At 50.7% G+C, this 12,662-nt stretch carries 8 protein-coding genes and 1 pseudogene; 3 read left to right on the top strand and 6 right to left on the bottom strand.

What is annotated here, in order from left to right; translation table 11 throughout:
- Window positions 1-516: 516 nt before the first annotated feature.
- The 4 genes from ACT4MF_RS11935 to ACT4MF_RS11920 form a co-directional block, all read right to left on the bottom strand.
- On the bottom strand, window positions 517-801 hold the full coding sequence (locus tag ACT4MF_RS11935; RefSeq protein WP_444682762.1) for an AbrB/MazE/SpoVT family DNA-binding domain-containing protein: 285 nt from the start codon (window positions 799-801) through the stop codon (window positions 517-519).
- A gap of 322 nt (window positions 802-1,123) precedes the next feature.
- On the bottom strand, window positions 1,124-3,154 hold the full coding sequence (locus ACT4MF_RS11930; protein WP_444682761.1) for an ATP-dependent DNA helicase: 2,031 nt from the start codon (window positions 3,152-3,154) through the stop codon (window positions 1,124-1,126).
- Between the two features lie 319 nt (window positions 3,155-3,473).
- Window positions 3,474-4,871, bottom strand: coding sequence for a hypothetical protein (locus ACT4MF_RS11925; RefSeq protein ID WP_444682760.1), 1,398 nt, complete (start codon window positions 4,869-4,871; stop codon window positions 3,474-3,476).
- Entirely contained in the window at window positions 4,868-6,232 is a 1,365-nt protein-coding gene (locus tag ACT4MF_RS11920) for a hypothetical protein (protein ID WP_444682759.1), read from the bottom strand. Before ACT4MF_RS11920 ends, ACT4MF_RS11925 begins: the two co-directional genes overlap by 4 nt.
- A gap of 120 nt (window positions 6,233-6,352) precedes the next feature.
- On the opposite strand from ACT4MF_RS11920, the gene ACT4MF_RS11915 reads away from it, so the two are divergent.
- The gene (locus ACT4MF_RS11915; RefSeq protein ID WP_444682758.1) at window positions 6,353-8,146 is read left to right on the top strand and encodes a pentapeptide repeat-containing protein; all 1,794 of its coding nucleotides are present in this window, start codon (window positions 6,353-6,355) and stop codon (window positions 8,144-8,146) included.
- 279 nt (window positions 8,147-8,425) lie between these two features.
- Here ACT4MF_RS11915 and ACT4MF_RS11910 read toward each other — a convergent pair whose 3' ends face one another.
- Window positions 8,426-9,436 carry a tyrosine-type recombinase/integrase gene (locus tag ACT4MF_RS11910; RefSeq protein WP_444682757.1) on the bottom strand — a complete coding sequence of 337 codons (1,011 nt, stop codon included), beginning with the start codon at window positions 9,434-9,436 and terminating at the stop codon, window positions 8,426-8,428.
- Between the two features lie 436 nt (window positions 9,437-9,872).
- Here ACT4MF_RS11910 and ACT4MF_RS11905 point away from each other — a divergent pair, with 436 nt between their 5' ends.
- The gene (locus tag ACT4MF_RS11905; RefSeq protein WP_444682756.1) at window positions 9,873-10,895 is read left to right on the top strand and encodes a DUF7961 domain-containing protein; all 1,023 of its coding nucleotides are present in this window, start codon (window positions 9,873-9,875) and stop codon (window positions 10,893-10,895) included.
- A gap of 81 nt (window positions 10,896-10,976) precedes the next feature.
- On the opposite strand, the gene ACT4MF_RS11900 is transcribed toward ACT4MF_RS11905, so the two are convergent.
- A complete protein-coding gene (locus ACT4MF_RS11900; RefSeq protein WP_099254386.1) occupies window positions 10,977-11,894 on the bottom strand; it encodes a hypothetical protein in 918 nt (305 codons plus the stop codon).
- A 53-nt stretch (window positions 11,895-11,947) separates the two neighbouring features.
- Between ACT4MF_RS11900 and ACT4MF_RS11895 the strand changes: the two are divergent.
- Window positions 11,948-12,643, top strand: a pseudogene (locus ACT4MF_RS11895) (SWIM zinc finger family protein); the annotation flags it as partial.
- Window positions 12,644-12,662 lie beyond the last annotated feature (19 nt).

Genomic DNA, 12,662 nt, shown 5'->3' with positions numbered 1-12,662 from the left:
GTTTTAGTCTTTCTAAGCAAAGCGATACTTCGAGAGTGACATGTGGCACCTCCACGTTTTGGAAATCAACACACCCGAAGAACTATTGATTCAAACGCTCATCCGCGAAACGAGCTTCTACCTCGGTTATACCATCATCGACTTGTCAACAGACCAACTTGAACCCCTAACTGAGCAACTCACAGGTCTATTGATCGGGCTGTTTACCGGTTTTAGGGTAAACAAACGAGACTGTCGTACTGAACTCATCCTCTGTATCTCACAAAGCGTTCTTGACAGATACTGAATATTTCAACCGACTAAGCGGTACGTCAGTTCCCTGTACTGCCCACAGCCGATCAGAGCATATCACTTCCAGAGGATTTCGACAGAGCCAATATTTTCTAATGTCAGCGTGATACTGAACGCAGGCCTCGCATAGTGGTAACTAGGGAGTGAGGCGTTGGATCATTCAAGTTAAATTGTATATTGTTCATCGGGTGTTCTACTCCGGCAAATAAGTACGAGCCGCCAGTGTCACTCATCACCGCTGTTCTCTGCCTGCCGCTGAACGCTATTTTTGTGCTTGTGAGCGGCTGGATCGGATTCTCCAAGAGGTGATTCCGTCTGCTCTCTGTTCAGAGATGATTCACTAATGATCTGTTCCATTCGTTCGAGAATTTTGTCTGGGCTGTTTACAGGCTCAATAACCACCTTTCCGTCTTCTTCAAGGATTTCAACTTCTGTACCCGGTTCGATATTAAGACGCTCTCGTACTTCTTGTGGGAGAGTGACTCGCCCTTCTGAATCCACCCGTGTCATGTTATTACATAGAGCGAGAATACTGGTAATCGTTCGGGTTATGGAACTGATTACACCTCACTTTGCGCAAGAAATGACTATGTGCTCCCTCTGGTCATTCACATTAGTTCTGCTCAATAACTGGGTACGTTCTCTCGGTTTGCCTAGGATTCAGATAGAGAATATAACGCAATCGCCGTAATGAGTATATCCTCTCTACTCCGCACAAGGTTCCTGACATGCTGTAGAGAGGTCAGTATTTAAAGACTATAGGTGAATAACTGAATTAATCGCACTTCGGTTAGAGTATCATCTGTAGACGAGTTCAACGGGCTATCTAACGCTAGACACTCTCAACGTGTGACGCTGAATTCGGCAAGTCGATTATCTCTGGCACATGTATCAAGTAGACTCTAGATCCGGTCCTGAACATGTGGTTCGCTCGCTTACCGCGATCGTAGTATGGCGACAAAACACACTGGTCAGACCATCGGTAAAGATCTGCGCCTCCTTTCCCGGCATCTTCCCGAGCCTCGACCGCGTCTGAAAAGCTCTCGTCTGAGACTACTTTCCTGACTGTCTCGTCACTAACGCCTCCTCTTTCTGGATTTTTATTTATTCTATCTCGTAGCGTCCTCTGTGTCTGCCAGCTGATTCCTCCATCGTATCTCGCTCGAAGCAGTTCTTCTAAAACATGAATCAGCTTTCCACTGCTATTCGAATCGTAGATAGTTATTTGAGAAGTTGAGATCCAATCCGGGATTGCTTGTGTATTCACATAGACTGATGTGGATTGTTCCCGGGCCCCCTCGGTCCGCCCGAAACGAAGGATCGCTTGGAATACTTGATTATGTGTGAGATGTCGATAAACTTCTTCACCGAACCCAGAGAACCCATTCAACGAACCGGAGTTGCCAGTACCATCGCGTTCTGGCTCTGTTACCTCCCCGCACAATGCGGCCCACTGCTTGACGACATCATCACCTGGAAACGGTGAGCCGGATACGAACCCAACGGACTCGTTTTTGAACAGGTTCGAGCTCAATACCTTCGCATAGTTCCGGGCGAAATAACCCTCTAGATCCGTCTCTGTCTCTTCGTTATCTACCTGAATTACGCACTGTTTCAGCCATGACTCAGAGGCGTAGCTGTCAAGTGCTCTTTTTCGTGATATGATCGGGAAACGCTGCCCCTCCAAAGAACGAACTGTGAGCATTCGTTCCCGATCTCGACTAGACGTTTTTCCCGAGGAATAGTGATTCATGCCCTCGGCCAGCTGTATAATGTTGAATCCCAACCCCTCGGTAAGATATTGATCGAGTTCTTCGCGCCCAATTACCCGTGATAGTGTGAAGTCACAGCCGAGAACGGCTTCCCAGAGTCGTTTAACCGGAAGCGCGTCAAGCGCGATAACTTGATCTGCGTGGCTTAGATCCGGTGGCGTGAGAACGAGCATTTCGCCTGAGTTGCGATCCCGCACGCAGCGTACGTGGGAGTCTACACCACAAGCTTCCCATATCTCTGCGTCATGAGCCAGTTCGATACCTGCTCCGACCTTTTCCATAACCAACAGAGCACAACTGAGTAGTGCGGCGAATTGGTGAGAATTGTTATATGGGTGGGGGGTAATCGCGACCTGCTCTATTGAGGTACTCTTTGTTGCGCCGTTCTGTTTGAACCACTCTATAGTCGTCTTCCAAGAGTCACTTCTCTCAACTCGTGCTTCGATGAGATCTGTGAGATCAGACAGTGGTATGTCGTCAACGGCCTGAAGAAAGGATCCAATAATTTCGTGCGGAATATTCCGTCGTTCTCCCGACTTCGTTCTCTGAGGGAATCGGGTTAGAAAAGGGTCGATGTTGAATTCATCGAACACTACTGTTCGGCCCTGTAGATACCGGGGAACGTGTGCATGTTGATGATTCCCGATGAGTAGGTCAATCTCGTCGGCGTTCTTCTTAATCTTGTCCCGCTTTGTGAGATACGGGCAGGTTGACGACCGACCTTGACATGGTGTATTGACTGTGTTCCAAGGCTTGTAATGAATCTCTTCTCCGCTGAGGCCCTTCTGATAGAGCTTTCGTGCTTTTTCTGTTTCCCCGTCGTTCTCGTCGGCAAATGTAGGGCAATCTCGGTATGGACTGGGGATCACCATCGCATTGATCCCGCTGACTTTTTCTGCTTCCTCAATTGCTTGAGTGTAGAGGTCTTGACGGGCGGTCAGGTAGAGTATCTTTTTTCCGTCTTCTGCGGCGAGCCGGACTGAATTGTACGTTTTTCCGCTCGCCGGAGGGGCTTCAACTAGAACAGGGTTCTCTCGATCACAAGCATCGACAATCGTCTCTGTAGTCCTACTTCGGACGGTGTCCTGCATATCTCGTCTTAGCTAGTCGGTCACCACACACGGGATATAACTGCTTGGGGGTGGGTCTCAGATCCGATAATATAAAATATTTTATCTCAACTAGGTTCTCTTCTCACTAGCATTATCGAATTTAGTTAACTAGATCGAACATATCAGAAATAAGTAAGTTCATGGGTTTACTTCTAATTCTCTTTGAACGTGAGGTTCCGAAAGCAGCTACTGATGACACTAAACACAGAAATCAAGAATGTGTTATTTCATACACTTCACTGTTAGCAGCCTTCTCGATTATACTATCTATCGAAAGTAAGCCTAGGACAATCTCAAGCTAACTTATAGTTGTACTGAGATCAGTCATCGCTTCGCTAATTTTCTCTTGATCAACATGTATAAGTGGATTTTTAATAACTGGTGATATATCCATACCGCTACATTTCTCATCTGATATATAGTTCCATTTGATGTGTGATTTGAGTACCCTCGTCACTACCGCATCTCGATAAGGCTCTACAGCTTCGTTCCAGAATCCATCTGGGTCTTTACTTGCTGTATTCAGATGTTTGAATGTGTATATTTCGTCACCGGTATGATCGTCGTTGCTGTCTTCATCCTTGTCATCATCTCCACTCTTGTAATATGGCTCGTACCCGCTCGTTTTCTCACTAATAACTCCGATGTCCGTCCACCATGTCAACAACGGATCAATTCTGTGTTCAACGTCTGCGTGGTTCATTGTACTATTCTCTGGGACAAAGTACTCAACAAATTCTGCCTTTGAAAAAACCCATTTTTGCCGAGTTCGCTCCTTGATAAAGTTGCCATCTTCATCCTGCCTTTGTGTCTGATTACGCCTGTGTAGGTACGTCGGAAGCTTTCGAAACACCTGCTCGTGGTGTGAATCTGGAAAGTGTGTCATTGACGCCTGAGACAGGTGGCTAAACTGCTTGCCGTTTTTAAGTAACTCGCCCAACGTATTCTCTGGCACATGCCAGTTCCAGCCCTCAATACTCTCAACGCTGACCTCTGAGAGGATCGTTAGCTCCTCGTCAGCGGTCGCGTCAAAATCCCATATTGAGATCGGCTTGTCTTTTTGAGCTGTAGCGAGGTCCTTAGGGATCTCTTTTCTGAGATCTTTATTTGAATTGTTAGGTTGACGAGCAATTAGAATTGCTCCTTCAATACCATCCTCATCAATATCTAGCGGGGTATCGTCGCCCCGATGCTCGCCAAGTTTGCCACTAATTTCTGCCTTATTATCTCGAATCACGGGGAGCAAGTCTGCTAATCGCTCATACACCTGTGTGGGCTCTTGTATCTCCATCAGCGTGAGAATCGTCAAAGTCTGCCCGTCTCTACTTTCCCACAGGAATAGATCCGCTGGAGGCTCAATATACTCGTCCAGCGCTAACTGATCGATGAGTTCCCAGTGAGTGTCGCTAACAAGGGCTCCCCCTTTTGTGATCAACGACACGACAAGCTCTCGTACTCGATTTCTTCGTTCGTACTGGATTGCTTGTTGTTTGTACGCCTCACGGGCAACAGAGTGAGCAAACTCGCCTTCTGGCTCCTTCGCATTTAGTGCGGCCTTTACTAGCCTCTCTACGTCCCCATCCGGTGGCGCATCTAATAGATCCTCAAAACTTCTGTCGGTATCATTTTCCAACTCCGCTTGAAACTTCTTCTCAACCTCTCGAACATCTGCTGCATACCCTTGGAGTTCATTCATAGGCTCTCCTCCGAGAGATTCATGTCGTGACTTGTTACTTCCACATTCGGCTCAATACGTGTCTGTAGAGTATCGAAAAGGCGGAATAATGATTCGATATTTCGTTCGTTATCTCGAGGAAACAATCTTAATGAGTCACAGTCTCCGCGAATATCGAAGTATTCCTGATAACGGCGATGATACATACTCGTTGCATAATAGAGTGGTTCTGACTCAGTATAGCGGTCTACTGGCACGATACCATTAGCTGCTAACTGGTCGAACACCGCCTCGATGTCTGTAACTTCTATTGGCGAATCAAATCGAACCACAGCCGGTTGCGATACTGACACTTCCCCACCAAGAATACTTCTAGTATCACTTTCTGCGTTCGCATAGGCATTCTTCATCCCAACCGTCTCTTCAACAATTTTTGTAAGAATATTATTAAGTAGACGGCTTATCGGTCCGCCGTTCTCACCATTTTCGTTTCTCCAGCCGCTCTTGAGTTTGATAACAGCATCCCTATTTATTTTAAACTTGAGTGATTTCAATTCGAAGTCAACTGAATCCACGTGGACACCAAGGTGTTCTGTCAAATGGTCAACAACCGTAGCAGCATCGTCGCCGTAATAATTAATTGTTCTTTTTGTTGACATTCCAACCTTGCTGTCCACTGACGAACCTCTCGGGCGTTTGAAAATAATTTCAGAGCACTTGGGTGGTTCACCGAGTTGTGATTCCATATTGTTCACGTACTCATCAATAACATCTACTAGGTGTCGCGAAGAGACATGGAGCTGACTGGTTCGTTCTACTTTCCGGAGACGCGTTAGAAGTGGATCATCAATATATGATTTTTTCGGTAAATTAGAGTATAAAATAAATACACCATTCTGTTTGCCAAATACTGCCTCTTCATCATCAAATTCGATCTGCTCTGCTTGTTCTATTTCTGTTTGCTTCGGTTCATACGCGTTGTGAGCTAGGTAGGCACCAGTTCCAGTCGACTTATCATCTATAAGAAGTGTTACTCCTGGCCCATATTCGACCTCTTCATCCCAATTAAGTTCTGTACTGTCTGCGAGTCCCTCAATCAGATCATCACGTGAGAGATCGGTAACCCCTGCAAGCATATGGAGGTCTGTTCCGGGGCTACCGGTCCAATCATACTTTGGATGATTCTTGTTAGTCAGTGTAAAAAAATATTTGTCTAAGTACTTGTTGAAATCTTGAACAGTTACGAAAGATTCTCGTATCATGTTCTCGGAATATTCTGGATAGCTGTCTTCCTCCTCATTCGTGTCATCCTCGCCTTCGCCGTCTAGATCTAGCTCATTCATTCCTACCTGCGGGATGTAGAAGAGCGTGTCAAAACTCATGTTCAGTGTTGTTGAACTAATGTATGTTAAACTTGAGCAAATTATTGAGCAGATCCACATGCACGTTGCTATTATGTCCGGTGGATTTTCTAGTGATGCTGACAATGCTAAGGAGAAACTGTGGCATCGGACTCACACACAAACAACTGTACTTGGGCGGCACCCCCAAACGCATCCTACGATGTCTTTGATTGTCCACTGAATACTTGGGCAAACTCAACAGAAGAGTACTGTCTGTTACACGGAAACTCGTCAGACGGCCAGAAACCTCAAGATGAGGTTCGAGCAGCTGTTGAACAACTCACCAACCACAGCGATGAGGTGGCAGAAATCGATTTGCGAGGACTAGCTGACGGCTCCACCCTTGACTTCTCTAATATTGATGTTTATGATAGTGCTTTTTGTGATGCTACACTTGAAGGGGCAGATCTTCGGACAAAATTCAAGAACGTTGACTTCACTGGTGCCAACCTCTCGGAGGCTGACTGTCGAGGCGCATCGTTTCGCGGATGTACTCTCAACGAAACAACTCTTCGAAAGACCGACTTTAGAAAAGGCAAAACTACGTGTTACAATACTTCGTTTATTAATGCGTCCTGTAATAACACTTTTTTCCAGGGAACTACACTAAAAAAATCAGATTTCACTGATGCTACACTAACCGAAACAAAGCTTGCGGGGTCACAGTGCGAAAAAGTGGATTTTACCCAAACGGACATCTTTGACGGCAGTTTTCAAGGCTCAACCTGTTCGGAGGCAGATTTCACCGACGCAACAATTCAAAGCTCCGGATTCCAAGGCGCAAAACTCGATAAGGCAGATTTCAGTGGCGCAAGGATAGCCGATGTAAAATATTGGGGCTCAAATCTCAAGGATGCGATGTTCTCGGGATGTGTTATTTCAGACACAAGTTTTGTTCGGGCAGATCTCCAGTCAGCGCTATTTATTGATGCTACTATTGGGCGAAAGACAACTTTTCGAGAGGCAAACTTGGAGGATATGAATTTTAGTACCGTTCGACTCGGCAGCGATGTGTACTTTGGAGCCCGGTTACTTCAGGAATATAAAGCAGACTACCGTGCTGGATGGCAGAGGGTGTGGAACTGTATTTCTAACAATGTAAATCCCCTCAACTTTAGCATAGGTCCATCGTATGTCTTAGCAACAGCTAGTGGAGAGGTCGACTCTGAACCTGCGGGGAAAATCAAAGATACTGATCGGGAGAATACAGATGATAGGTCACTACTCGCTCTCACCGAATCAAATAAATGGGAGGATGTCCCAAACTGTATTCAAGACAGTCCGCCAGAATCTTCGCTTGAGCCACTCTATGACCGAAAGCTCTGGTTCCGGTGTACAAGTCGATGGTATTGGTATGCAGCGACTATCTTTCCGGGTCTAATCTCTACCTGTTCTGAGGAGGTTGACGAGCTATATGACGAATCTGAGAGATTATATGGCGCGATTGAGGCGGGATACGCGGGCACGGCATCAGGGCAAGAGCGAAGAAGATTCAACATCCGACAAAACGCCACACGTCAGAAACAACTGGGCTTTGGGTACGTTCGCCAGCAGTTGCTTAAACGAACCATGCTATATGGAGAAAGCCCCGCACAAGTCTTGAGATTCACCAGTTTAATAATATTGTTCACATCAGTTGCTTGGGTAGGATGTGGTGTCAACATTGAGGGTCAGTCTGTTCATATTGGATACCCCTCTGAAGGAATCATTCAATCAGGGAAATACTGGATCCAGCTTGCTGAACACGCAGTCCGACAGCTCATCGGTGTCGGATCTACACAGGTGACACCGCAGGGTGTAGTTGGGCAGTGGCTAGAAACTACCCTTGCCGTAATTGGTAATCTTCTCTTTGCGATATTTGTCTACACGCTCGGGCGTCGCGCAACTACATAAGTACGGCTTGCCGCCCGGCCTTGATTTTGCCTTTTACGATCATTCCCTTCTTGACACCCAAAACCCATTAAAACCGAAGATAGTACCCGAATTGCCATAGATTGGGCCTGAAAGCGTAACAACTGTTCTGAGCGACACATCAGTATCTAATGTGTTGTACAGTCCGACTGCCACGATTAATTGCTGCCCAGTAAGGGCCTAACAGCTAATCGTTTCTTACGAGTTACCATGACCACCTAGATCAGTTTAGCGACACGAGTGACGGTGACTGAGTGTATCTTAGATATTGTCAAGATAACCCCGTCGTTGCTCCATCTTTTCATGCTGGCTTCGGCGGTCGTAGTGTTCGTTGAGAACAGTTGGTGAAACGTTCGCACGGTCGCTAACAACATCTTTCGGAACATCACTGCTAAGATGGTGAGTAATCCCCCCACGCCGAAGAGCATGTGGACTGACGCTTGAGGGGCAATTGAATGCAGCAGTATAGTTCATCGCATCACAATCATTTGGATCTCGGTCGTGTGGACACTTTCCAGTGGAAACGCAGGGCCTCGTGTATCTGTAACAATCCCCTCGAAGAGTCGATCGATGTGCGCGTCCGTTTGATGTCGATACAAGTGGTCGCCTGCCGAACTCGTCGTCAAGAGCGAGCCAGCGGTTCGCTATCCAGTCATCGAGCAGGTGGCAAACCTCGTTCGATAACGCGATCAGTCGCTCTCCATCCGTTCCGTTCTTGATCGTCGTTCCGGTCTCAGATCGATGGACGACAGCGATATACCGGCCGTCCGGATCGTAGTCGTCGACGTCAAGCGAGTGTACCGCACCGGTCCGCATCATCGTGTGCCACATCAACGTGAGCACGACGTGAGGCCGTGAGGCGTACTCGTACTTCGAGAGGTAGCCGAGAACCTCCTCAGCACGATCGGAGTCGAGCATCACGTCGCGGACGTTCTGTCCGTCGCGCAGTACGGGTGACCGCACCTTCGTGTGGAGGTCGTCAACGACGGCATCGATGTTCTCCAGCCATTTCACGAAGACGCGGAGCGTGTCCATCTGGGTCTTCTCGGTAGCGGGTGCGAGGTCACCGTCACGACGCCGCCACAGGCGGTACTCGTGGAGTGTCCGTCCACTCAGCGCATTCAGATTGTGTATGTCCTCCTCGCTACACCAGCGAACGAAGTGACCGAGACGGGAGCTGTGCGAGTACAGCGTTGCCTTTGCCACCTCGGCTTCGCGGTCGGCGAGGTACAGTTCTACGGCTGTTTCCGGGTCGATTGGCTCGAGGCTCATCGCTCTTTGTGGCGCGAGTCGCAGTGAAGCCCCGATCTGAAGTCCCCGATTTCGGGCAATACAGGCTCGAAAGGACGATTCGTTCCGAGCGTGAACGCGCGCCCGTCGCGCCCGTTACGTTTTCTGACGGGGCAAATTGACAGGACGGCGGCCGGGTGTATATAAGGCGAACCCCCAGTGACGGGTTTGAGTTCGTCACGCAGCGTGACGGGGGTCGTCGCCTTCGTGCGGTTCGTGAAATACACGTGACGGAGTCGAGGTAAAGTCCTTTGGGTGGTTGGCGGTTTCGTCGTGCTAGGCCAGTCTAGCTCGAGGTTTCACGATTAATCAGCCGCTCTCGTCGGGGGCCGGAATCGCGACGCTCCTTCGCCCTCTCTTTCTTTGATTTGATATTTAATACTGAAAATATATCTGTCTGGTGTCTGATAATCAACTAATGTATCGGTTCACCCCGGACGAAATCGATCACGAGCGAGCCCACCACCAAGCGGTCATTCAGGGAGCCGACGACTTGGATGTCAAGCGGATCGGAAACCTCGGCGAACTCGCGTTCGAGCAGTTCTGTCGCGAGTACCTCCCCGTCGAGATGTGGGAGTGGGAAAACGAGGAGGCGATCCGGCGGTGTAACTCCGAGAGCTTCTCCGGACACGACTTCGAGGTCTTCGGCTACACGGTTGACGTGAAATCCTCACGAGACGTCTCCGCATTTCTTCCCGAGTCGCTGGTCGAACGGGACCCCGACGACGACATCGTGGTGATGGTCTGGCACCGGGACAACGAGGATAGCCTGATGTTACTCGGCTGGGAGCGCCTCGAGACCCTGAAATCGAAGGTCAAAACGGAGAAAGAGTTCTCCGGGGACTCTCCGGAGAAACTCGACCACCTCGCGGCTCGACCGATGAACGAACTGATCGACCTCGGACCCAATACTGCTCACATGAACCAGAAGCCGGAGAATCCGTTCTCACCGGGAGATCGGGTGGTGAAATCCAGTGACTCGGAGCCGTCGGTGGGGATCGTCGTCGAGGTATTGCCGCCGGAGCAGAACACCGGAGCGTTCGGACACGAAATGGACGGGGAAGCCGTGCGGGTTGCCTTCCCGAGTTCGCTCGACGAGGGGCCCGGTGCGTGGCGCGACCACCACCCCGCGATCCTCGCGTCGTACTGTGACGACCAGGACATCAAGCTCTGGACGTACAAACACGAGAATCTCGCGTTCGCGGAGAACCCGTATGTGTCGGGGGATCAGGTAATCAAGACCAGCCATAACGATCCGAACACGGCCGTCGTGGTGGAAGACTCTGAGGAGCGTGGCGATGAAAACGTGACAGTCGCGTTCTTGGGTGATTTCGAGGAGGAGGACGTATCGCCGGGAGAGCTTGCGACGCACTGTGAGGAGAACGGGATCAAGCGCTACACGTACGGACACTCGGAACTCGAGTTCCGTATGGCGGATTAGGTAGCTATACCATCAACAGTCACGTCCGATTTCGTCACTGACTGTCGGCCCAGTAGTGGTTCTGTAGATCGTCCAGGTTATTCAGAGTGAATCGCGTACGATATCGTCGAGTTCTAGCAGCACCTGCTCGGGAACGAACTGCTCGAAGCGCACGCGACCATCGGGGAACCCGATCGTGACTCGCGGACGAAAACGTTCGCCAGATGACGGCGGTCGGACATCGCCGGAGATAGCCACGATCCCAGTCGCCTCGTCGAGTTCCGTGTCGTTCCGTTGGAGTAAGTCACTCACGACCGTGTCGGTCCGGACATCAGTGTGACTCCCACGTCCGGATTCCTCTGGTCGGATCTCGATTTCCGATGAGGAAACACGACTCCCCGTGGTCAGAAGTCGAACCGACGAGTAGCCAACCACACAGGCGTCCTCGAATCGGCCGCGAAAGCCGCCGTCGAGAAATGAGAGCCGGCTCGCGGCGTCCAGTCCAAGGAAGTCCACCACTGCTCGCAGAGTCGCGTCTGCAGTTTCGTTATCGGGTGCACGTACCGCAAGGACTGGTGTCCGTGGCTCGAACGTGGCCACTGTCGTCGTCCGGTCCTCGTCGGAGATCGTCAGCTGCGTCTGTGTCCCGGTATCGGGGACGTCGCAAACGACGTAGACGCGGTCGTGGTCTCTGACCGCCGTCTGTATCTCGGGGCCATACGCGCCCGAGGAACTGACATCTCCAGCCCGGCCAGTCGCACCGTCAGGTGACACTTGCTGAAGTCCATCGACGTGGAAGTAGTGGAGCGTCCGGGCGCCCGCAAACCGGAGCTGTGAGGCCACCCGACGGAGTTCGATCCGTGAGAGTTCGTCGAGCGTTTCGGGAAAGCTCCGGTCGTCGACGTCGACAGAGAGGTCAGCTGCCTGGAGGACGCGACGGCGGGCGGCTTGTGAGGAGAGACCGCGGACGAGATCCGTCGGCGATGCATCGTTTTGCGTCGGGTCAATTGGGAGATCCACGTATCGAGAACACTACCCCGTTGATGATACCTCCATGCGTCGCCGGGATAGCAATTTCGGAGACGAGGCAAAGATCGGAGGTGCGTATTGACCTCTCAGGCGAGGGGTTCGATCCGTTGTGTAACTGCCCGTACGACGGACCGGAGGCGTGTAAGCACATCGTCGCCGTGTTGCTTCGGTGTATCGACGACTGTCCTCCGGACGAGGGCGATCAACTCGACGCCGCACTCGAGGCGGCCGACGCCGACGACCTCCGGGAGTTCCTCCGTGAGACGCTGGCGACTGACGCTTCCGCCCGCGAACGCTTCTTCGCCCGTTTCGGTGAGTCGTCGACGCGGTCGGTCGCCGACCTGCGCGCTGCGATCGACCGGCAGTTCGAGGAGACGAATCCCGACTACTTCGTCGTCTTCGAACCCATCGACTTCTCGGAATGGTTCGACCTCGCGAGCGAGTATCGCGATCAGGGACGGTACGCGTCGGCAGCGGCAGTGTATCGTGCCCTCGTCGAATCGCTGGACGAGAATATGGAGCGCGTTGATGGGGCGTACGACCACTTCTCGCAGGGGTTCACGCGAGCACTCGACGGGTACGTCGACTGCGTGGCGGCAGGGGATATCGACGCTGACGAGATCGCCGACGCCGTCGCGTTCCTCGAAGACCGGGTTGCATCCGGAACGTCGTTTCTCGCCGAGCACTTCGAGCGCGCAGCGACGGAGTTGGAGGAAACGCTCACTGAGCGGCGAGAATAATTCTCCACTATCTCGCGTT

It is taken from the genome of Halorubrum sp. FL23, from assembly GCF_052439115.2.
GTDB classification, from domain to species: Archaea; Halobacteriota; Halobacteria; order Halobacteriales; family Haloferacaceae; genus Halorubrum; species Halorubrum persicum.
The sequence above is the reverse complement of the archived record's forward strand: the minus strand, read 5'-3'. Positions and strand labels throughout refer to the sequence as shown.

Coding starts and splice junctions, on each gene's coding strand:
- ACT4MF_RS11935 (WP_444682762.1), bottom strand. CDS start 801: ATGACACGGGTGGATTCAGAAGGGCGAGTCACTCTCCCACAAGAAGTA.
- ACT4MF_RS11930 (WP_444682761.1), bottom strand. CDS start 3,154: ATGCAGGACACCGTCCGAAGTAGGACTACAGAGACGATTGTCGATGCT.
- ACT4MF_RS11925 (WP_444682760.1), bottom strand. CDS start 4,871: ATGAATGAACTCCAAGGGTATGCAGCAGATGTTCGAGAGGTTGAGAAG.
- ACT4MF_RS11920 (WP_444682759.1), bottom strand. CDS start 6,232: ATGAGTTTTGACACGCTCTTCTACATCCCGCAGGTAGGAATGAATGAG.
- ACT4MF_RS11910 (WP_444682757.1), bottom strand. CDS start 9,436: ATGAGCCTCGAGCCAATCGACCCGGAAACAGCCGTAGAACTGTACCTC.
- ACT4MF_RS11905 (WP_444682756.1), top strand. CDS start 9,873: ATGTATCGGTTCACCCCGGACGAAATCGATCACGAGCGAGCCCACCAC.